Raw genomic sequence first — 20,258 nt, 5'->3', positions numbered from 1 at the left:
AGCCTATTTATCAAATGCAATAGCGTCCTTACCATTGAATCCTGTCTATGTCGTCCAGCGACGATTTTTCATTCCTGACTGGAGAACCTCATGCCCAATGTCTCGTTCAAGAACCTCAACGGCCAAGGCGTTACCATGGCCGCCATCATCAATTTCCCGGCCGGTTTCGATGAATCCCGGAAGTACCCGGCCGTCGTCGTCTCCCACCCTGGTGGCGGCGTGAAGGAGCAGGCCGCAGGTCTCTACGCCAAGAAACTCGCTGAGAACGGCCTCATTACCATCGCCTTCGACCGCTCCTACCAGGGCGAAAGCACCGGCGAGCCGCGCCAGCTGGAGAACCCCTACATCAGCACCGAGGACGTTAGTGCCGTCATCGACTACCTGACCACGCTGCCTTACGTGGATCAGGACAGGATCGGCGCCATGGGCATCTGCGCTGGCGCGGGCTACAGCGCAAACGCCGCCATCAACGACCGCCGCATCAAGGCGCTGGGCATGGTTAGCGCGGTGAACATCGGCCAGATGTTCCGCAATGGCTGGGAGAACACGGTCAAGGACGCCGACGCGCTGCCTTACCTCGAAGCCAGCTCCGCGGCGCGCACGGCCGATGCGAACAACAGCGACATGGCCACCATTCCGCTGGCCCCGCTGAAGGAAGAAGACGCGCCCAATACCGAGTTGCGTGGCGCGTGGGAGTACTACCACACGCCGCGCTGCGAGCACCCCAACGCCCCAGGCTACACGCTGGCGCGCAATCTGACCCAGATCATCACTTACGACGCCTACAACAAGGCTGAAGCCTTCCTGACCCAGCCCGTCCTGGTCGTGGCCGGCAGCAAGGCCGGCAGCAAGTGGATGAGCGACGACCTGATCGCCCGCGCCGCCAGCACCGACAAGATGCTGCACATTGTCGAAGGCGCCGATCACATGGATCTGTACGACGTGCCCCGGTATGTGGACGAGGCCGTCTCGAAGCTGGCGCGGTTCTTCCAGGCCAAGCTGAAGTAAGCCACTGAAACCAAGGCACGATCCGGGGCAGATCGCGCCCCTCCTGTACCGAAAGGAGTTCAACATGAGCGCCATCCAAACCGTTACCTACCAGAACCTGGGCTGGGAATCCGCCGCCGACATCTACCTGCCCCTAGGCTTTGACGAGAGCAGGAAGTACCCCGCCATAGTCAGCACGCACCCCATCGGCAGTTGCAAGGAGCAGACCGCCGGCAACATTTACGCCAAGGGGCTGGCAGAAGCGGGCTTCGTAGTGCTGGTGCATGACGCCAGTTTCCAGGGCGCCAGCGGCGGCACGCCACGTTTCATCGAAGACCCGGCCATTCGCGTCTCCGACATCCGTTTCGCGGTGGACTACCTGCAATCGCTGCCCTACGTGGATGCCGAGCGCATCGGCGCCATCGGCGTGTGCGGCGGCGGTGCCTACACGGTACATGCCGGTATCACCGATCACCGCCTGAAGGCGCTGGTTTCGATCACGGGCGTGAACTATGGCCGGCTGATACGTGAGGGCTTCGCACAGTTCAAGCCGCGCGAACTAGCCGCCAATATTGCGCAGATGCGCACGGCCCAGGCCCAGGGCGCTGCCCGGTATGCAGCGAACCTGCTGCCGGAGTCAGTGGGTACCGCGAAGCAGGCCGGCATCACCGACATCGACGTGCTGGAGGCCACCGACTACTACAAGACCGCGCGCGGCCAGCAGCCCAATGGCGCGACCAGCCAGCTCATGTCGTTCAGCGGTGCGGCGATGGGTTGGGACGCTTTCCTGCACGCTGAGGAGCTGCTGACCCAGCCATTGATGGTAGTGATCGGAGACAAGCCGGGCGGTTTCGGCGCCTTCCGCGACGGCTGGGAAATCTATAGCCGTGCCGCCTCGACGGACAAGCACATGGTTGTCGCCGAAGGCTGGTCGCACTACGACCTGTACGACAAACCCGAGCCCGTGGCTATCGCCATGAACAAGGTGGTGCCGTTCTTCAAGGACCGGCTCTGAAACAGCGGATGGGGCGCCCCCAGGAAACTGACCGGCCAGGAGCCCGCCAACGCCCAGCCGGCGGCGTGGCAACTGGTCGCTGAAGGCATGCACATGGTGTTGGTCGCGCGCCGTAAAGAGCGCATCGACACGCTGGCCGCCGGGCTGGGCAGCGCCGCCCGCGCCCTGGCCGGAGCCAGGCTCGCCAGGATGCACCCGAAACCGGATTCAGGTAGTATTCAGTTTCCTGTAAGAACGAGAGCAAGGCGGGCGCTCTATACGTTTGCTGCCCCGGCAGCCAGAGCCGTCCGCCATTTATGACTGAAGACCCACCTTCTAGCAGGGCGCCGCAAGCAAGCCGGCGCCCCATGCCCCATCTTCCTGCCACGGCCAGGGCAAGCAGCCCGCACGCCGATTCCATCCTCGCCGCCGCGGCCACGCCGCGCCTGGGTTGCCGCGCTCCGCCGCCAGCCTCCAGACGCATTCGCGCCCACACTGAGCCTTCCGCCCGCGTCCGCGGCGCATTTCCCTTGATCCTGTCCGGCGTCACTTGGCGCGCGGTCCCGATTTGCATGGAATCTCGATGATTTTCGATTGGATGTCCGACCCCACCGCCTGGCTAGGCCTGGCGACCTTGGTCGTGCTTGAAATTGTGCTGGGTATCGACAACCTGGTGTTCATCGCCATCCTGGCGGACAAGCTGCCGCCCGCGCAGCGCAACCGCGCGCGCCTGATCGGCCTGACGCTGGCGATGGTCATGCGCCTGGGCCTGCTGGCGAGTATCGCGTGGGTGGTCACGCTGACCGAACCCATGTTCACGCTGCTGGGCGCCGAGATCTCAGGCCGCGACCTGATCCTGATCCTGGGCGGCCTGTTCCTGCTGTTCAAGGGCACCATGGAATTGCATGAACGCGTGGAGGGCAGCGCCAGCCACGACCAGGGCCAGAAGCCGCAGCATGCGGTGTTCTGGCAGGTGATCCTGCAGATCGTGGTGCTGGACGCGGTGTTCTCGCTGGACTCGGTGATTACCGCCGTGGGCATGGTGCAAGACCTGAGCATCATGATGATCGCGGTGGTGGTGGCCATGGCCGTGATGATGCTGGCCAGCCGTCCGCTGATGGCCTTCGTCGGCCGCCACCCCACGGTGGTGATCCTGTGCCTGGGCCTGTTGCTGATGATCGGCTTCAGCCTGGTGGCCGAAGGCTTGGGCTTCCACGTGCCCAAGGGTTATCTGTACGCCGCCATCGGTTTCTCGATCCTGATCGAGCTATGCAACCAGCTGGCGCGCCGCAACCGCGCCAAGGGCACGCACGCCCTGGGCCGCCGCCAGCGCACGGCGCAGGCCGTGCTGCGCCTGCTGCGCGCCGGCCGCGCCGGACAGGCGGGCGCGCAGGCCGACGAGGTGGCCGCGCTGGTCGACGGCGCGGAGGGCGAACCTGCCTTTGCGCCTGAGGAAAGCACCATGATCGAGCGCGTGCTTTCCATCGGCGGGCGGGACGTGCGCTCCATCATGGTGGCGCGCGGCGACATGGTCTGGCTGGACGTGGCCGATACCCCCGAGGCCATCGTGCGCAAGTTCGCCAGCGGCCACTCGCGTCTGCCGCTGTGCGCCGGCGATCCGGCCAATGTACTGGGCGTGCTGCACTTCAAGGACCTGCTGCCGCTGTTGCAGAATCCTGGCCCGATCGATCTGGTGGAGCTGGCGCGCGAACCGCGCTACGTCATGGAAACCACGCCGGTGCTAAAGGTGCTGGACGAATTGCGCGCCTCGCGCGACCACATGCTGATCGTGGTCGACGAGCATGGCGTGTGCGAGGGCCTGATCACGCCCATGGACGTGCTGACCGCCGTCGCGGGCGATCTGCCCGAGCACCAGGAAGACCAGCCCGAAGCCTTGCAACTGGCCGATGGATCCTGGCTGCTGGAGGGCCGGCTGGCGGTGGCGGAAGCCGCGCGCCTGCTGGACGCGCCGGCGTTGGCCGATGAGTATCCGGACGCAACCTTGGCGGGCTGCCTGCTGCGCGCGGGCGGACGGATTCCCGAGACGGGAGACTCGATCGCGTGGCGCGACTGGCGCTTCGAGGTCACCCGGCGCGATGGGCTGCGCATCGATCAGGTGCACGCCAGCCCGCTGCGGCAGGAGGCTGAGCAGGCGGGCTGACGCACGCCGCCGGTAATCGCTGTCCCTGGGGATGCCGCGAGGCATCCCTTTTTCATTTGGCCGTCATATGGCGGCGCGACAGCTTTCGCCGGGCTGAAAAGGCATCGCGCGCCTCGGAAACCCGGCTTGGTGAAAGTAAAACTCTGTGCGAATATTGCGAAGGATTTCTCGACTTTTGGTTTCGGCGCTCATTGCTGAAATCAGCGTTTCCGTACGGCGTGTCTTTGCATCTTGTTATCTCCAGCCGGGGTACATCGCATGGGCAGTACGAGTTCGGCATTCAAGAGAATCAGGGCAGCAGTAACCGCGGCCAGCAGCGTGCTGTTGGCGCGCGCAGTCGTGCTCTGCGCCGCACTGTCGTCGCCCACGGCGGCCTGGGCCACCGAGGGCGCGCTGGGACGTCAGATCACCGGCACCAACGTGCAGCCCAACGCAGGCATCGTGTCGCCCGAACCGATCTGGGCCGTCAACCTGTCGCAGATCTACCTGGACGGAAACATAGGCGGCAGCCGGGAAGTGCCCATAGGAGGACGCACCTCGCTGGGCCTGGACGCGAAGGTCGCGTTCACGCTGGCCACCGTCCTGAAGACCTGGGACACCGGGCCGGGGCGCTGGAACTTCGCCTCCAGTTTCACCTTGCCCTACGTCTGGACCAAGGTGAACTCTACTGTGACGGGATCCGGAGGACGGAGCGCCGGCCAAAGCGATACCGCGTCGAACCTGTTCGACCTTTATTTCTCGCCCATCATCGCGGGCTACCACTTTTCCGAAACCTCGCACATGGCGCTCAGCCTGAATATCTGGGCGCCCACCGGCAAATACAACGCCGACGATATGGCCAACCCCAGCCTGAACAACTGGACCTTCATTCCGCAGGTGGCGTACACCAAGATATTCCCGGACTCGGGCTTTCAGTTCGATACCGTGGCGGGCATCCAGTTCTATACCCGCAACAACGCCACCGATTACCGCAACGCGCCGCTGTTCAGCATGGACCTGATGGGTCGCAAGGTATTCAGCAATGGCGTCAGCGCGGGTTTGATCCTGGGCACCATTCAGCAGCTGGGCAACGATTCCGGGCCGACCGCGGACCGGCTCAACGGTTTCAAGGGACACGATTGGGCGCTGGGTCCCATCGTGACCTATGACAGGAAGCTGGCGGACAAGCGCTCCCTGTCCCTCAGCCTGCGTTGGGTGCCCACGATCAGCAGCACGAACCGTCTGGACAGCAACGACACGGTCATGGCGACCGCGACGCTGGTGTTCTGAACGTCAGCACGATTTCAAGGGGGCTGTCAGCCCCGGGCGCGGCCCCGCCGCCCCTGAACCGCTAGCTTTCGGGTGATTGAAATGGCAAAGCAAACACAAGGAAAGACACGCTACGCCGCAGCATTGCTGCTGGCCGGCGTGGTGTTGGGCGCGGGCGCGAGCACCGCTTATGTGGTCATGGGCAAGGACGGCCCGCCGGCAGCCGTCAAGGTGGTGCTGGGCGACGGCAAGAGCGGCCCAGCCGGCATGGCCTGGGTGCCGGGGCGCGAATTCCTGATGGGCAGCAGCCACAAGCTGGCGCAGCCCAACGAGATGCCGGCGCACAAGGTATCGGTCAGCGGCTTCTGGATGGACGTCAACGATGTGACCAACGCGCAGTTCCGCCGCTTCGTCGAAGCCACGGGCTACGTCACGACCGCCGAGCAAAAGCCCAAATGGGAGGACCTGCAGGTCCAACTGCCGCCCGGCACGCCGCGTCCCGACGAGCGCCTGCTGGTGCCCGGCGCCATGGTGTTCGTCGGCACCGGGAGCGAAGTGTCGTTGCGCGACTATTCGCGCTGGTGGCGCTATGTGCCTGGCGCCAATTGGCGTCATCCGCAAGGACCGAGCAGCTCCATCGCCGGCAAGGACGACCATCCGGTCGTGCAGGTGTCGTATCAGGACGCGGCAGCCTATGCCAAATGGGCCGGCAAGCGCCTGCCCACGGAATCGGAATGGGAGATGGCCGCGCGCGGCGGGCTGGAGCAGGCCACCTATGCCTGGGGCGAGGAACTGCTGCCGCAGGGCAAGCCCATGGCCAACATCTGGGACACGCAGCAACCGCAGCCATTCCCGGTGGTGAAGGATGAGAAGGTGCAGGTCGGCACCATGCCGGTGGGCAGCTTCTCGCCCAACGGCTATGGCCTGTACGACATGGCGGGCAATGTGTGGCAATGGACCGCCGACTGGTATCGCGCCGACGCCTTCAAGATCCAGGCGCAATACCGCCAGCCGCCCGCCAACCCCGCAGGGCCGGCCGACAGCTACGACCCGGACGATGGCATCGTCCCGCCGGGCGCGCCCAAGCGCGTGACGCGGGGCGGCTCCTTCCTGTGCAGCGACACCTATTGCATCAGCTACCGCACCAGCGCCCGGCGCGGCACGGACCCGATGAACGGCATGTCGCACTTGGGATTCCGCACCATCATGACGCCTGAACAATGGAAGCTGGCCCAGACCGCCAGGAACGGCGTCGCCAGCCGCTAGCGCGAAATGCCATCCGTCACGCAGGAGAGGGAATGACCACGAGCAACCGCGACAGCATCCTGGAGCTGGAGCGCGCCATCGCGCGCTCGGTGCTGGGCCAGGGCGCCGTCATACGTGAAGTATTGCTGGGCCTGTTGGCCGACGGCCATCTGCTGCTGGAAAGCCTGCCCGGGCTGGCCAAGACGCGCACCGTCAAGACCCTGGCCCAACATCTGGCCGCTGCCATGAGCCGCATCCAGTTCACGCCCGATCTGCTGCCTTCGGACATTACCGGCGCCGAGGTGCTGCAGCAGGATGCGCAAGGCAATAGCCGCATCCAGTTCCAGCAGGGGCCGCTGTTCGGCAACCTGATCCTGGCCGACGAGATCAACCGCGCGCCGGCTAAGGTGCAGGCCGCGCTGCTGGAGGCCATGGAAGAGCGGCAGATCACCGTGGCGGGCACCACCCACCGCATGCCGCGGCTTTTCATGGTGCTGGCCACCCAGAATCCGATAGAGCAGGAGGGCACCTATCCCTTGCCCGAGGCGCAGATGGACCGCTTCATCATGAAGGTCGTGCTGGACTATCCCGACCCCGACAGCGAAAGGCAGATGCTGGCCATGCTGCGCGGCGAGTCGCGCCAGGACGCGGGCGCCGATTCCGCGCCGCTGACGCAGGAAGCCTTGTTCGCCTGCCGCGCCGACATCGATCGGGTGCACGTGTCCGAGGCGCTGGACCAGTACCTGGTGGACCTGGTCAATGCCACGCGCCATCCGGCCGGGCAGGACGCCGATCTCGCGCGCTGGATCCAGGTCGGCGCCAGTCCGCGCGGCGCGATCGCGCTGGACAAGGTGGCGCGCGCCCACGCCTGGCTGTCGGGACAGGATTACGCCTCGCCCGATGACGTGCGCAGCGTGGCCAGGCCGGTGCTGCGGCATCGTCTGCATCTGTCTTATGACGCGGTGGCCGACGGCGTGTCGGCGGACCAGGTCATAGACAAGCTGCTGGACACCGTCGCGGTGCCGGCCTGAATCCGCCATGCCCTCAGCCGCTCCTTCCCCCGAAGTCCAGGTCCGCATCACAGACCTGATGGCGCTGGAACCCGCCGCGCGCGGCCTGGGGTTCTTCAGCCGCCAGCCCGTGCGCAGCATACTGGCCGGCCAACATGGTTCGCGCCTGCGCGGGCGCGGGCTGGACTTCGAAGAGCTGCGGCGCTACCTGCCGGGAGACGACCTGCGGCAGCTGGATTGGCGCGCCTCGCAGCGCCTGGGCAAGCCCTATGTGCGCACCTACAGCGAGGAGCGCGACCGCCCGGTGCTGGTGGTGGTGGACCAGCGCATGGGCATGTATTTCGGTTCGGTGCGCAGCTTCAAGTCGGTGGTGGCTGCGCGTGTCGCGGCGCTGTCTGCCTGGATGGCCTATCAGGCGGGCGACCGCGTGGGCGGCCTGGTGTTCAGCGACGCGGGCATCGACAGCGTGCGCCCGCTGCGCAGCCGAGAACGCATCCAGGCGCTGTTCGCCGCCATCGCGCGGCGCAGCCAGTCCATGGGCGCCGATCGGCCTGATGTGGACGCGTCTGGCCGGCTGAATGAAGCTCTGCAAGGCGCGCTGGCGCATGCGCCGCACGATTGCCTGGTGTGCGTGGTCAGCGACTTCGCTGGCGCCGACGATATGAGCTTGCGGCTGTTGCGCAGCTTGGCCGCGCACAACGACGTGGTGGCCACGCTGGTGTATGACCCGCTGGCGCTGCGTCTGCCTTTGCGCGGCCGGTTGGTGGTGACGCAAGGCGAGCTGCAGGTCGAGGTGGCGGCGGATCGCAAGCAGGTGCGCGAGCCGCTGTCGGACTTCTTTTCGGGACGACTGCACGACGTGGCCGAGTTGCTGCGACGCAGCCGCGTGCCGCTGCTGTCCATCGACACGGCGGACGACACCGTGGCGCAGTTGCGCCGCGAACTGGGTCGGCAGGCGAACCGTGCGCAAGCCAGGGGCAGGGCATGAGCGCTGACGCCGCACCGTCCATCGAACAGCTGCGGCAGCTTCCGCTGCCCGCACCGGTCAGCTATTGGCCGCAGACCTGGGGCTGGCTGGTCCTGCTGGCCGCTGTGCTGGCGCTGGCCGGCTGGGCTACATGGCGGATTGCGCGCCGCCGCAGGCGCAATCGCTACCGCCGCGAAGGCCTGCGCATGCTGGAAGCCCTGCGGCGGGAAACGCAGTCGGACCCGCTGGCCGCGCGCGCACTGCCGGAACTGCTCAAGCGCGTCGGATTGTCCTCGGTGGCAGAAACCGACAGGGCCAGGGTGGGCGCCTTGCAGGGCGCGGAGTGGGTGGCCTTCATGGACGACGGCATGGCCGTGTTTCCTCCCGACGCCGGCGTCTTGCTAAGAGCGTTGGCCTATGCGCCGCCGCACACCTTGCGGGCCATCGACCCCGCGCTCGTGCGGAACTTGTTCACCGCCAGCCGGCAATGGATGGAGCGTCACCATGTGGCGGCTTGAGTATCCCTGGTTGCTGGCGCTGCTGCCGCTGGGTTGGCTGGCGTACCGCTATCTGCCGCCATATGTGCAGCGCCGCAGCGCGGTGCGCATTCCATTCTTCGAATCGGTGGCGCGCAGCACCGGCCAGACGCCGCAGCGCCCCGGCGTGCGCGGCGACCGCTGGCAACTGGCCTTGAACGCGCTGGTTTGGCTGCTGCTGATTCTTGCCCTGGCACGGCCCGAGCGGGTCGAGCCGCCGCTGGAACATCGCCAGCCGGTGCGCGACCTGCTGCTGGCCATCGACATCTCGCAATCCATGGAGACCGAGGATTTCGTGGCGCCGGACGGCCGCCGCGAGGACCGCTTGAGCGGCGTGAAAGCGGTGGTGGCCGATTTCATCGACCGCCGCCAGGACGACCGGCTCGGCCTGATCGTGTTCGGCACGGCCGCCTATCCGCAGGCGCCCCTGACCCAGGACCATGCCACGCTCAAGCTGCTGCTGGGGCAGGTCAGCACGCGCATGGCCGGACCCAACACCGCCATCGGCGATGCCATCGGCGTGGCGATCAAGCAATTCGAGCACGCCGGCGAGCATGACCAGGTGCTGATCCTGCTGACGGATGGCAACGACACCGGCAGCGCCGTACCGCCCGACCGCGCGGCGGCCATGGCGGCCGCGCGCCATATCGTGGTGCACACCGTCGGCATCGGCGATCCGCAGGCGGAAGGCGAGGAAAAGGTCGATTTCGATGCCTTGCGTGCGATCGCCGCCAAGACCGGGGGCCGTTTCTTTCCGGCGCAGGACCAGGCATCGCTGCGGCAGGTCTACGCCGAGCTGGACCGCATCACGCCGCACGAGGTCCGCGAGCTGCGCCATCAGCCCAAGCAGGATTTCTTCTGGGTGCCGCTGGGCCTGGCGCTGTTGCTGCTGGCGGGCTGGCATCTCGCGGCCGCGCTGCGCGGCTGGCGCCACGGCGCCAAGCCGCAAGGCGATGCAAGCGTGGAGGAGGGCCGATGGAAGTCGATCTGAGCGCCTTCCATTTCCTGCGTCCCTGGTGGCTGCTGGCGATTCCGGCCGCGGCCTTGCTGCTATGGCGGCGGCGGGACGAGGACGGCCAGCTCGGATGGCGCAGCAATATCGCGCCAGCGCTGCTGCCGTACCTGACCCTGCGCACGCAAGGCAGCCGCGGGCCGCGTCCCGCGCAGATGCTGGCCGCCTTGCTGGCGCTGGGGGGCATCGCCGCGGCGGGGCCGACGTGGCAGCAGGACCGCCCGGCCTTCCTGGACAATCTCGCGCCCCTGATCGCGGCGGTGGACCTGTCGCCATCGATGGACGCGGCCGATCTGCCGCCCAGCCGGCTGGAGGCCGCCAAACGCAAGCTGCGCGATCTGCTGAAACGGCGCGCCGGCGCCAAGACGGGCCTGATCGCCTACGCGGGCTCCGCGCACCTGGTGCTGCCGCCCACCGACGATCCCGCGCTACCCGACATGTTCGTGCAGGCCCTGTCCACCGGACTCATAGCCGCGCCGGGCAAGGACGCTGCCGGCGCCATCGCCCTGGCGGCGAGTCTGCTGCAGTCCGGCGAGGCGGGCGGCACCTTGCTGCTGGTGACGGACGGCGCAAACACCGGACAGTTGGCCGAGATCGAGCGCCTGGCCCGAGCCAGTTCCTTCCAGATACTGGTGTGGGCTGTGGGCACCCGCGACGGCGGCGTGGTGCGCGACGCCCGCGGCCAGCCTCGCATCGATGCACAGGGCAGGCCGGTGCTGGGGCATTTCGACGAGGACGCCCTGAAACAGCTGGCGCAGGCCGCCCGCGCACCGCTGGGCAGCCTGACCTTGAACGATGACGACCTGGACTGGGTGACGCTGCACGCCGAGCGCCACTACCAGGAGGTCCAGGACGCGGACAAGCTGCTGCATTGGAAGGACGCGGGCTATTGGCTGTGCTGGCCGCTGGCGCTATTGGCGCTGCTGTCGCTGCGGCGCGGCTGGAACATCAACTGGACGGCCTGCCTGCTGCTGACCGTCATGGCCGCGCTGTACACGCCTCGGGTGGACGCCGGCCCGCTGGCCGACGCCTTCTTCACGCCCGATCAGCAAGGCCGCTGGGCCTATGAGCACAAACGCTATGCCGAAGCCGCGGCCTTGTACGCAGATCCTTACTGGAAGGGCCGCGCCGCCTACGACGCGGGCGAGTACCAGGCAGCGTTGGCGGCGTTCGCGAAACTGGATACGCCCGAGGGCTACTTCTATCTGGGTAATACACAGGTCCGGCTGCGCAGCTACGACGCGGCGCTCGCCGCGTATGACCAGGCGCTACGCCTGCGGCCGGACTTCAGCGCGGCGCGCGACAACCGCGAACTGGTCGCCAGGCTGATCGCCGCCGCCGAAAGCGAGCAACAGGACGACGATTCGGAGAAGCCCGACGAAACCCGCGTGGACAGCAACAAGAGCGCGGGCAAGATGATGCGGACCACGGTGCCGGAGGCCGCATCCGACGAGGTCTGGCTGCGCAACCTGAGCCTGTCGCCTGCCGGCTTCCTGAAGCAGAAGTTCGCCATTGAAGACGCGCGCAAAGCCACGCCGGCGCAGGAGAAGCAGCCATGATCCGCTGCCATGCCGCGCTGTTGCGCCACCTGTGCCTGCTGCTGTTGTTGCAGCTGGGGCTGTACGCCGGCATGGCACGCGCCCAGTCCGCGGATGAGGGGCCGCAACTGCGCGCCGAAGCCCGCATGGCGACGTCCGGGGACCTGATGGCGGGCGCCACGTCCATCCTGCAGGTCGACGTGCTGACTTCGACCTGGTTCACCCAGCCGCCGCAGCTTCCCGCCCTGGATATACCGGGCGCGCTGGTCTCGGGGCCGTCGGGACAGGCCAGCATCATCCGGACCTCGATTGGCGGCGTCGCGTACAGCGGACTGCGCTTTTCGTATCTGATCAGTCCGCAAACGGCGGGTACCCTGCAGGTGCCGGCCATCCACGTCAGCGCGCAGGTGGGGCAGGCGTCCGCGCCGTTGGCCGCGCAGACGCGCCCGCTGGAGGTACGCGCCGCGGGGCCGCCGGGCGGCGTCGCCGGGCGCGCCCTGGCGGCAAGCGCGGTCCAGGCCACCCAGCAGATCCGCTATTCGGCCGAGCCTCCCGCCGTGGGCGACCACGTCAGCCGCGTCATCACCATAGAGGCGCAGGGCGCGCAGGCCATGCTGATTCCGCCGCCGGCCATGGCGGCCGTACCGGGCCTCAAGCTGTACCCGTCGGAGCCCGAGTTGACACAGCTTTCCGACAACCGCGGCGGCTTCCTGGGCGGACGACGGGTGGATCGTCTGGATTATGTGATCGAACGTGGTGGCGCCTTCGAGCTGCCCGCGGTGGAAATCCGTTGGTGGAACATCGCGGCCAATAAGGAAGAGCGCGTGGCGCTGCCGGCGCAACGCTTCGAGGCGAAGGCCGGCGCCGCCTACCAGACGCCATTCTCGGTCGAACAGGACCTGCGGGACATGGGCCGGCAGGTGCAGGTGCGTATCCCGGGAGGGTGGCTGGCGCTGGCCGCCGGGGCGGCGCTCGCGGCGCTGGCCTGGTGGCTGGGCGCGCCCTGGCTGCGGCGGGCAATTGCCCGGCTGCGCGCCGGCTTGCGGGCGCGGCGCGCACAGTGGCGCGCGTCCGAACCCTATGCCGCGATGACGCTGCGCCGCCTGTTGGCGCAACCGCGGCCGCGCCTGGACGCGCTTTACGTCTGGCTGCGGCGCGCTGCTGGGGCAGCCACGGTTGCACAGGCGACGGCTGGCCTGGAATCTGCGCTGCGGCAGACCGGGACCGACGCGCTGCGAGCCATCTATGGCCGCGATCCTGACGCGACGCTGGGCTGGCGCGGCTTGCGCGGGGTGTTTCCACGGTGGCGCCGCGCCTTGGTCGCCCGGGCAAGGCCGGCCGAAGCGCATGGTCTGCTGCCTCTGAATCCCCGGCCAACGGAATCCTCACGCGGACGCGCAGGCATCGCGTCCGGCGAACCTCCAGGAGATCTCCCATGACGACGCCTTTGCTGGTCCGGCGCTGGTTTGCGCTGCTGATCCTGTTGCTGCTGGCCAGCGTGGCGCGCGCGCAGACGCCGTTGCCTTCCTGGAACGAGGGCCCCTCGCGCCAGGCCATACTCAGCTTTGTGCAAGCCGTCACGGCCGAGGGCACCCCGGACTACGTGGCGCCAGCCGACCGCATTGCCGTGTTCGACAACGACGGCACGCTATGGAGCGAGCAGCCCATGTACTTTCAGCTGATCTTCGCGCTGGACCAGCTCAAGGTCATGGCGCCCCAGCATCCTGAATGGACGACGGAGCAGCCCTACAAGGCCGCGATCGAAGGCGACCGCCAGGCGCTGGCCGCGGCGGGCACGGAGGGACTGCTGAAGATCGTCGGCGCCACGCACACCAATATGACGACGCAGGCCTTCAGCGCCGAGGTCAGGCAATGGATCAAGACCGCCCGCCATCCGCGCTTCAAGCAGCCATACACCAGCATGATCTACGCGCCGATGCTGGAGCTGCTGGACTACCTGCGCGGCAACGGCTTCAAGACCTACATCGTGTCCGGCGGCGAAGTGGAATTCATGCGGGCCTGGGCGCAGGACGTCTACGGCATACCCCCCGAACAGGTGATAGGCACCACCTTCGTCACCGAGTTCCAGATGCGGGACGGCAAGCCCGTGCTGATGCGCACGCCCAAGCTCGACTTCAACGACGACGGCCCGGGCAAGCCCGTGGCCATCAACAAGTTCATCGGCCGCCAGCCCATCTTTGCCTTCGGCAATTCGGACGGCGATCTGCAGATGCTGCAATGGACGGCGGCCGGCAGCGGCAAGCGCTTCGCCGGCCTGGTGCACCACACCGACGCGAAGCGCGAATGGGCCTATGACCGCGAGTCCCGGATAGGCCGTCTCGACAAGGCGTTGGATGAAGCGGAACAACAGGGTTGGGTAATCGTGAACATGGCAAAGGAGTGGAGAAGGGTATACGCATTTGAAACACAGTGATTCGTTTACGTGACTGGGAACCGCCCGCAAGGGTCAGGAGAAAGCGATGAACGCAAGAAAACTGTTGAGCGCGGCGCTCTTCGCCGCAACAGGCTTCATGGCACTGGCAAGCGCGCAGGCGCAAACCCAGGCGCCGCCGGCCAATGAGGGCCAGGCGGCGGCATCAGGCAAGAAGCCGAACATCCTCGTGATCTTCGGCGACGATATCGGGCAGGCCAATATCAGCGCCTATGCGCACGGCGTGGTGGGCTATCAAACGCCCAACATCGACCGCATCGCCAAGGAAGGCGCGATGTTCACGGACTACTACGCCGAGAACAGCTGCACGGCGGGCCGCTCGTCGTTCATCACCGGCCAGTCGCCGCTGCGCACCGGTCTGTCCAAGGTGGGCGCGCCCGGCGCGACGGTCGGGCTGCAGAAGGGCGACATCACCATCGCCGAGGCCCTGAAGGCGCAGGGTTACAACACCGCGCAATTCGGCAAGAACCATCTGGGCGACAGGGACGAATATCTGCCTACCCGCCACGGCTTCGACGAGTTCTTCGGCAACCTGTACCACCTGAACGCCGAGGAAGAACCGGAGCGCCCGTACTGGCCCAAGGATCCCAACGATCCTTACGTCAAGAACTTCTCGCCGCGCGGCGTGATCAAGGCCACGGCCGACGGCAAGGTGCAGGACACCGGCGCCTTGACCACCAAGCGCATGGAGACCATCGACGACGAAACCGTGGGCGCGGCGATCGATTACATCGACAAGCACGGCAAAGCGGACAAGCCGTTCTTCGTGTGGATGAACACCACGCGCATGCACATCTACACGCACATCCGGCCCGAGCACAAGGGCAAGAGCGGGATGCCCGGCAATGATTATGCCGACGGCATGTGGGAGCACGACCAGGACGTCGGCAAGCTGTTGAAGAAGCTGGATGACATGGGCATCGCCGACAACACCATCGTCGTCTACACCACCGACAATGGACCGAACGCCTTCACCTGGCCGGACGCCGCCACCACGCCGTTCCGCAGCGAAAAGGACTCCAACTGGGAGGGCGCGTTCCGCGTGCCGGCCATGGTGCGCTGGCCAGGCAAGATTCCCGCAGGGGAAATCAAGCGCGGCATGGTCTCGGGCATGGACTGGTTCCCGACCCTGCTGGCCGCCACCGGCGACGCCAACGTCAAAGAGCGGCTGCTGGAGGGCTGGGCGCCGCAGTCCGGAGGCAACAAGTTCAAGGTGCACCTGGACGGCTACAACCAGCTGGGTTACCTGACCGGCAAGCAGGACAAGAGCGCGCGCGACGAGTTCTTCTACTTCAACGACGATGGGCTGCTGGTAGGCATGCGCTGGGGCGACTGGAAGGCGGTGTTCTGCGAACAGCGCGCGCCTGGGAACTTCAACGTCTGGCAGGATCCCTTTGTCTGCCTGCGCGTGCCGAAGATCTTCAACCTGCGCATGGATCCGTATGAACGCGCCGATATCACTTCGGACCAGTACAACGACTGGCTGGCCAAGAACTCCTATCTGACCGCCATCGCGACCATGAAGGCGTCGGCGTTCCTGGAAACCTTCATCACCTATCCGCCCAGCCAACGGCCTGCCAGCTTCAGCGTGGACCAGGTGCAGGAAAGGGTGAACAAGGCCATGGAGGAACACTTCGAAGAGGTCGATAAGCAGAAGTCGAAGTAAAGCCGGTTCCGGCGCGAGCCGGCGCACGACCGGGCGGCGCCTGTCGCGCCGCCCGGCAACGCAGCAGGAGCAGCACGATGGGTGTGGGGGCAAGCGAGGCGATGCAAGGACCTGGCGTGGAGAACAAAGCCGCCGAGGGGCGGCCATTGACGGCGACCCGGCCGGCCGCGCTGCTGTTCCTGTCTGGAACGGCGGCCTTGGTGTTCCAGGTGCTGTGGATCAAGCAGCTATCGCTGGTGGTGGGCGTGGAGGTCAGCGCCATCGCCGGCGCGGTCAGCGCGTTTTTCCTGGGGCTGGCGCTGGGCGGCTGGCTATTGGGCCGCCAGGCGGACCGCTTGCGGCGGCCGGTACGCTTCTATGCCATGCTGGAAACGGCCGTGGCCCTGTCCTGCATCGCGGTGACATGGCTGCTGGCGCGCAGCGCCGCTGCCTTTGTCGCGGTCGAGAGCCATAGCAGCGTGGCGGCCTGGCTGGCGATAGGACTGCTGCTGGCCATGCCCGCGTTCCTGATGGGCGGCACCTTGCCGGTGCTGCTGCGCGCGGTCAGCCGGCAGGGCGCGGACGTCAGCCGCCGTGGCGGGACTATGTACGCCGCCAATACCTGCGGCGCCATCCTGGGCGCCTTGCTGCCCGCTTTCTGGTTGATTCCACGCTTCGGCGTGCAGGGCGCGGCCCTGGCCGCAGCCTCGTTGAACCTGCTGGCGGCGGCCGGCGCCTGGGCGCTGGACCGCAAGGCAGGCGACAGCGCGACACCCGCCGCCAGCGCGCAAGCCGCCGCCGCGCCCTTGTCCGGCGAAGCGCGCCTGGCCGTGGCGCTGTACGCGGTGGCCGGCGCCGTCGCGCTGGGCTACGAAGTGATCTGGTCGCAGATGATCGTGCCTTTCATGAGCACGCGCGCTTTCGCCTTCGCCATCGTGCTGGTCACCTATCTGGCCGGCCTGGCCCTGGGCGCGGCGCTGTATGCGCGCTGGGCCCACCGCGTGCGCAATCCCTGGCCGGTGTTTGGCTTTCTGATCGCCGGCGCGGGCCTGATCGCGGTACTGGAGGTGGCCTTGCTGGGCAAATGGCTGATCGTGGCCCAAACCCAGGCGGAAGCGGCGGTCTATCAATGGACCGGCAGCGGCTTCGCCGGGATGTGCGCACGCTTCGCGGTGGCGGCGGGCAGCCTGGTGCTGGCGCCCACGCTGCTGCTGGGCGCGGCCTTTCCCGCGGTGCTGCGCATCGCGGTGGGCGATCAGCGCGTGGGGAGGGAGGCCGGCGCCGTGCTGGCCTGCAACACCCTGGGCGGTATCGCCGGCACCTTGCTGACGGGATTCCTGCTGCTGCCTGCCTTGGGGCTGGTGCGGACTTTGGGCGTACTGGCGGCCATCGCCGCCGCGGTCGGGGCCGTGGCGGCCTGGCGCGGACGCTCCGACGGCCGCGCCGCCACCGGCTGGGCGACCGGCATCGCGGGCCTCGCCACGCTGGCCGTGGTTGCCATGTTGCCGGTGGATCAGTTCGCGCGGCTGCTGCCCGGCGCCAGCGGCGCGGGCCTGGTGTTCTATGAAGAAAGCCACGGCGGCACGGTGGCCGTGGTCGAACGCGCCGGCAACGGCAACCGTTTCCACCGGCTCTACATCCAGGGCGTGTCGAATTCCGGCGATGCCATGCCATCGCTGCGCTACATGCGGTTGCAGGCGCTGCTGCCGCTCATCGTCCACAACGCCGAGCCCAAATCCGCGCTGGTGGTGGGCTACGGCACCGGCATCACGGCGGGAGCGCTGTCGCAGTATCGCGGCCTGGAAAAGCGCGCGGTGGCCGAGCTGCTGCCCGCCGTGCTGCGCGCCGCGCCGCATTTCCAAGGCACGTTCCAGGCCGCCACGGACCCCGGCCTGGACAAGCGCCTGCGCGACGGGCGCCGCGAACTGCAGGCCAGCGCCGAACGCTGGGACCTGATCACGCTGGAGCCGCCGCCGCCGTCCGCCGCGGGCGTGGTCAATCTGTATTCGCGCGATTTCTACCAACTGGCCGCGAACCGGCTGGCGCCCCAGGGCATCGTGGCGCAATGGTTGCCGTTGCCCACGCAGAACGAGGACGACACCCGTGCGCTGGTCGCCAGCTTCATCGAGGTCTTTCCGCACGCCCAACTGTGGACCAGCGAGCTGCATGAAATGCTGCTGCTGGGATCGATGCAGCCGCTGGCGCTGGACGCCGCCCGCATCGAGGCGCGCTATAACCAGCCGGACGTCGCCGCCGCCTTGAAGGCGGTGGGCGTGCCGTCGGCCGCCGCCTTGCTGTCCACCTGGGTGACCGACCGCGACGGATTGGCGCGCTTTGCCGGCCGCACGCAGGCCGTGACCGACGACCGCCCAGGCATCGAATACGCGACCTGGGTCCGTCCGCGCGAGGTGGCGCGAGTCCTGCCCGCGCTGCTGGCGTTGCGCAGCGAGCCGCCGCTGGTCGGCGCCTCCGAGGCGCTGCGCGCCGACATGCTGCTGGAGCGGGCGCGGCTGGACACGTTCTATCGAGCCTCGCTGGCGGCCTATGTGGGCGATCGTGAAACCTGGGGCAGGGAAATGAACAAGCTGGCGCGCGACGACGGCGACAACGCCTATTACCGCTGGTTCATGCCGAGCGCCAGGCAATAGGGCTCAGCTGCATATGCGCCGCCACGGCGCGACCCCATGGGGCGAGCAATAACCGGCGCAGGGCGTCGCCATCGACATGCCGCTCTGACAGCGCAGATCCGGCGCCCGTTCGCCATAGGGCACCATGCCTTGGCAATCGCACTGCGCCAGCCCAGCGCCGGACGGCAGCTTCTTGATTGGATCGGCCTCGGCGGTGCGTTCCGCCTTGGCTGTGGGCGGCGCCGGCGCGTCGTCGTCCGCGTCGGCGCGCTCGATCACGCCCCGGATCTTGGCGGACGGCATGTTGCAAGCCTTGGCGATCGCGTTCACCGTGCGGCCGTCGTTGGCCATGGCCAGTATCTTCTTGTCGGCGCAGGCCGCCTCGACGCGCGGCGCGGCCAGGGCAGACAGCGCGAGGGCCGCGGCCAGCAAGATGCCGGATCTGGTCAAGGTCATTGCACGCCTCCTGCACCCATGCCCGAATGAGGAAATACGGCGTAGTCTGCTCAGGCTAGAGGGTTTTGCAAAGAGCGTAGTGCCGGCTGTTTGGGGGTGTCAACGCAGCCCGATTGCCTAGTTCTTCTTGCGGACGCCGGGCCGGCGCCGGCGTTATCCCTAAGCATGAGCCGGCTTGGTGCGCGCGCCATGATGCGACGGCACCAGGCAGTGTCGGACTCAAGCCGCGGCAAGTTCCGCATGCGGACCAGTTGCGAACGGATGCGCGGCGATCTCGGACTGCGCCTGCGCGCGCGCCTCGTGCAGCGCATCCGTGCCGCGCGCCGTGCCTTGCACCGAGAAGAACGTCACGCTCTTCAGGCCTATCGTGCCTAGCACGTGCCTGAGATACGGCGTGAGGAAGTCCGGCTGGCTGTGCTCGCCGCAGCCGAACTCGCCGCCGGACGAAATCGCCACGTAGACCGGACGGTCCGGCAGGCTGCCTTCCTTGCCACGTTCCGTGATCTGGAACGTGCTGCGCACCCGCACCACGTGATCGATCCAGGTCTTCAGCGAGGCCGACACGGTGAAGTTGTGCATGGGCGTCGCGATGACGACATGGGTGGCATCCTGCAAGGACTGGATCAATGCGGATGAACGGCCCAGCGCGCCGCGGTGCTGCCGGCCGTCGCTGGGATCCTGGCGCGCGCTCAGCGCGGCCGCGTAGTCGGTGTCGACCAGGGGCAGGGCGGTTGCGTCCACGTCGACCACGGCCGCGTCCGGCGCGGTGGCGGTGAGCTGGTCGACGATGGTTTGCGACAGGCGATAGCTTTCGGAGGCGCGGCCGCGCGGGCTGCAGATGATGCGCAGGATGTTCATGAGGCGGGAGTTTCCAGGGATTTGCTGAATCGGATGGCGCTGGTCAGCAGACCGGCGCGGAAATAGAAGCGCTGGGCCAGGGCGTTGCCCAGGCCGGTGTCCAGCACCAGGCGGGCGCAGCCGCTGTCGCGCGCGACAGCGTCCAGCGCTTGCAGCAACCGGGCACCCCAGCGCTCACCGCGGCGGCCTTGCGCCACGACCAGGTCGTCGACGTACAGAAAGCGGCCGTAGATCAGGTTTTCCTGCAGGCGGTAGCCGGCCAGCGCAACGGACTGGCCGTCGGCCATGGCTGCCAGCAGACGATAGCCATCCGCGCGCATGCGGCTGACGCGCTCGACGAAATCGGCGTCTTCCTTCAGGTGAGGCCTGAGCTCGCGCATGAGCGGCAGGCATGCCCGCAGATCTTGCGGGCTTTCGAGGTGTTGCATGGCGACTTCTGTCATGGATGCACTAGCGGTGTGAGAGTTCATGAGCAGCCATGTTAGGTGCCGCATGCCATAATTAGAAGGGCCATAAAATCCA

The 20,258-nt window shown here is 67.3% G+C and carries 17 protein-coding genes; 14 read left to right on the top strand and 3 right to left on the bottom strand.

The window, feature by feature from the left end:
* Window positions 1–90: 90 nt before the first annotated feature.
* From AC3WOB_RS12195 to AC3WOB_RS12130, 14 genes are all read left to right on the top strand, one after another.
* Complete coding sequence (locus AC3WOB_RS12195) at window positions 91–1,008, top strand: alpha/beta hydrolase (protein WP_492275173.1); 918 nt, start codon at window positions 91–93, stop codon at window positions 1,006–1,008.
* A gap of 64 nt (window positions 1,009–1,072) precedes the next feature.
* Window positions 1,073–2,002, top strand: a complete 930-nt coding sequence (locus AC3WOB_RS12190) for an alpha/beta hydrolase (RefSeq protein ID WP_492275172.1) — start codon at window positions 1,073–1,075, stop codon at window positions 2,000–2,002.
* A gap of 562 nt (window positions 2,003–2,564) precedes the next feature.
* Window positions 2,565–4,142, top strand: coding sequence for a TerC family protein (locus AC3WOB_RS12185; protein WP_013393862.1), 1,578 nt, complete (start codon window positions 2,565–2,567; stop codon window positions 4,140–4,142).
* Between the two features lie 258 nt (window positions 4,143–4,400).
* The gene (locus AC3WOB_RS12180; protein ID WP_492275171.1) at window positions 4,401–5,411 is read left to right on the top strand and encodes a SphA family protein; all 1,011 of its coding nucleotides are present in this window, start codon (window positions 4,401–4,403) and stop codon (window positions 5,409–5,411) included.
* An 81-nt stretch (window positions 5,412–5,492) separates the two neighbouring features.
* The gene (locus tag AC3WOB_RS12175; RefSeq protein WP_492275170.1) at window positions 5,493–6,656 is read left to right on the top strand and encodes a formylglycine-generating enzyme family protein; all 1,164 of its coding nucleotides are present in this window, start codon (window positions 5,493–5,495) and stop codon (window positions 6,654–6,656) included.
* A gap of 32 nt (window positions 6,657–6,688) precedes the next feature.
* Window positions 6,689–7,666 carry an AAA family ATPase gene (locus tag AC3WOB_RS12170; protein WP_492275169.1) on the top strand — a complete coding sequence of 326 codons (978 nt, stop codon included), beginning with the start codon at window positions 6,689–6,691 and terminating at the stop codon, window positions 7,664–7,666.
* A 7-nt stretch (window positions 7,667–7,673) separates the two neighbouring features.
* Window positions 7,674–8,633 (top strand): DUF58 domain-containing protein, encoded by a 960-nt coding sequence (locus tag AC3WOB_RS12165; RefSeq protein ID WP_492275168.1) that lies wholly within the window; start codon window positions 7,674–7,676, stop codon window positions 8,631–8,633.
* Window positions 8,630–9,130: a DUF4381 domain-containing protein gene (locus tag AC3WOB_RS12160; RefSeq protein WP_492275167.1), complete on the top strand. Its 501-nt coding sequence runs from the start codon at window positions 8,630–8,632 to the stop codon at window positions 9,128–9,130. Before AC3WOB_RS12165 ends, AC3WOB_RS12160 begins: the two co-directional genes overlap by 4 nt.
* Entirely contained in the window at window positions 9,117–10,139 is a 1,023-nt protein-coding gene (locus tag AC3WOB_RS12155) for a VWA domain-containing protein (protein ID WP_492275166.1), read from the top strand. The genes AC3WOB_RS12160 and AC3WOB_RS12155 overlap by 14 nt, the downstream gene beginning before the upstream one ends.
* Window positions 10,124–11,719, top strand: a complete 1,596-nt coding sequence (locus AC3WOB_RS12150) for a vWA domain-containing protein (protein ID WP_492275165.1) — start codon at window positions 10,124–10,126, stop codon at window positions 11,717–11,719. Before AC3WOB_RS12155 ends, AC3WOB_RS12150 begins: the two co-directional genes overlap by 16 nt.
* Entirely contained in the window at window positions 11,716–13,137 is a 1,422-nt protein-coding gene (locus AC3WOB_RS12145) for a BatD family protein (protein ID WP_492275164.1), read from the top strand. Before AC3WOB_RS12150 ends, AC3WOB_RS12145 begins: the two co-directional genes overlap by 4 nt.
* A complete protein-coding gene (locus AC3WOB_RS12140) occupies window positions 13,134–14,132 on the top strand; it encodes an HAD family hydrolase (RefSeq protein ID WP_013393853.1) in 999 nt (332 codons plus the stop codon). Before AC3WOB_RS12145 ends, AC3WOB_RS12140 begins: the two co-directional genes overlap by 4 nt.
* A 46-nt stretch (window positions 14,133–14,178) precedes the next feature.
* The gene (locus tag AC3WOB_RS12135) at window positions 14,179–15,816 is read left to right on the top strand and encodes an arylsulfatase (RefSeq protein ID WP_492275163.1); all 1,638 of its coding nucleotides are present in this window, start codon (window positions 14,179–14,181) and stop codon (window positions 15,814–15,816) included.
* A 77-nt stretch (window positions 15,817–15,893) separates the two neighbouring features.
* Window positions 15,894–18,443 carry a fused MFS/spermidine synthase gene (locus AC3WOB_RS12130; protein ID WP_492275162.1) on the top strand — a complete coding sequence of 850 codons (2,550 nt, stop codon included), beginning with the start codon at window positions 15,894–15,896 and terminating at the stop codon, window positions 18,441–18,443.
* Between the two features lie 3 nt (window positions 18,444–18,446).
* Here the strand turns inward: AC3WOB_RS12130 and AC3WOB_RS12125 are convergent, their stop codons facing one another.
* The 3 genes from AC3WOB_RS12125 to AC3WOB_RS12115 all read right to left on the bottom strand — a co-directional run bounded on the left by AC3WOB_RS12125 (window position 18,447) and on the right by AC3WOB_RS12115 (window position 20,164).
* Window positions 18,447–18,878, bottom strand: a complete 432-nt coding sequence (locus AC3WOB_RS12125; RefSeq protein WP_013393850.1) for a hypothetical protein — start codon at window positions 18,876–18,878, stop codon at window positions 18,447–18,449.
* 219 nt (window positions 18,879–19,097) lie between these two features.
* Window positions 19,098–19,736, bottom strand: coding sequence for an FMN-dependent NADH-azoreductase (locus AC3WOB_RS12120; protein ID WP_492275161.1), 639 nt, complete (start codon window positions 19,734–19,736; stop codon window positions 19,098–19,100).
* A complete protein-coding gene (locus AC3WOB_RS12115) occupies window positions 19,733–20,164 on the bottom strand; it encodes a GNAT family N-acetyltransferase (RefSeq protein WP_492275160.1) in 432 nt (143 codons plus the stop codon). The genes AC3WOB_RS12120 and AC3WOB_RS12115 overlap by 4 nt, the downstream gene beginning before the upstream one ends.
* Between the last annotated feature and the right edge of the window lie 94 nt (window positions 20,165–20,258).

This window comes from Achromobacter sp. FW305-C-30-7 (assembly GCF_058783105.1).
Note: the sequence above shows the minus strand (reverse complement) of the source record. Positions and strands in the feature narration are given on the sequence as shown.

What these genes read in the sequence shown, in the direction of transcription:
- AC3WOB_RS12195 (WP_492275173.1), top strand. Translation starts at nt 91, where the DNA reads ATGCCCAATGTCTCGTTCAAGAACCTCAACGGCCAAGGCGTTACCATG.
- AC3WOB_RS12190 (WP_492275172.1), top strand. Translation starts at nt 1,073, where the DNA reads ATGAGCGCCATCCAAACCGTTACCTACCAGAACCTGGGCTGGGAATCC.
- AC3WOB_RS12185 (WP_013393862.1), top strand. Translation starts at nt 2,565, where the DNA reads ATGATTTTCGATTGGATGTCCGACCCCACCGCCTGGCTAGGCCTGGCG.
- AC3WOB_RS12180 (WP_492275171.1), top strand. Translation starts at nt 4,401, where the DNA reads ATGGGCAGTACGAGTTCGGCATTCAAGAGAATCAGGGCAGCAGTAACC.
- AC3WOB_RS12175 (WP_492275170.1), top strand. Translation starts at nt 5,493, where the DNA reads ATGGCAAAGCAAACACAAGGAAAGACACGCTACGCCGCAGCATTGCTG.
- AC3WOB_RS12170 (WP_492275169.1), top strand. Translation starts at nt 6,689, where the DNA reads ATGACCACGAGCAACCGCGACAGCATCCTGGAGCTGGAGCGCGCCATC.
- AC3WOB_RS12165 (WP_492275168.1), top strand. Translation starts at nt 7,674, where the DNA reads ATGCCCTCAGCCGCTCCTTCCCCCGAAGTCCAGGTCCGCATCACAGAC.
- AC3WOB_RS12160 (WP_492275167.1), top strand. Translation starts at nt 8,630, where the DNA reads ATGAGCGCTGACGCCGCACCGTCCATCGAACAGCTGCGGCAGCTTCCG.
- AC3WOB_RS12155 (WP_492275166.1), top strand. Translation starts at nt 9,117, where the DNA reads ATGTGGCGGCTTGAGTATCCCTGGTTGCTGGCGCTGCTGCCGCTGGGT.
- AC3WOB_RS12150 (WP_492275165.1), top strand. Translation starts at nt 10,124, where the DNA reads ATGGAAGTCGATCTGAGCGCCTTCCATTTCCTGCGTCCCTGGTGGCTG.
- AC3WOB_RS12145 (WP_492275164.1), top strand. Translation starts at nt 11,716, where the DNA reads ATGATCCGCTGCCATGCCGCGCTGTTGCGCCACCTGTGCCTGCTGCTG.
- AC3WOB_RS12140 (WP_013393853.1), top strand. Translation starts at nt 13,134, where the DNA reads ATGACGACGCCTTTGCTGGTCCGGCGCTGGTTTGCGCTGCTGATCCTG.
- AC3WOB_RS12135 (WP_492275163.1), top strand. Translation starts at nt 14,179, where the DNA reads ATGAACGCAAGAAAACTGTTGAGCGCGGCGCTCTTCGCCGCAACAGGC.
- AC3WOB_RS12130 (WP_492275162.1), top strand. Translation starts at nt 15,894, where the DNA reads ATGGGTGTGGGGGCAAGCGAGGCGATGCAAGGACCTGGCGTGGAGAAC.
- AC3WOB_RS12125 (WP_013393850.1), bottom strand. Translation starts at nt 18,878, where the DNA reads ATGACCTTGACCAGATCCGGCATCTTGCTGGCCGCGGCCCTCGCGCTG.
- AC3WOB_RS12120 (WP_492275161.1), bottom strand. Translation starts at nt 19,736, where the DNA reads ATGAACATCCTGCGCATCATCTGCAGCCCGCGCGGCCGCGCCTCCGAA.
- AC3WOB_RS12115 (WP_492275160.1), bottom strand. Translation starts at nt 20,164, where the DNA reads ATGCAACACCTCGAAAGCCCGCAAGATCTGCGGGCATGCCTGCCGCTC.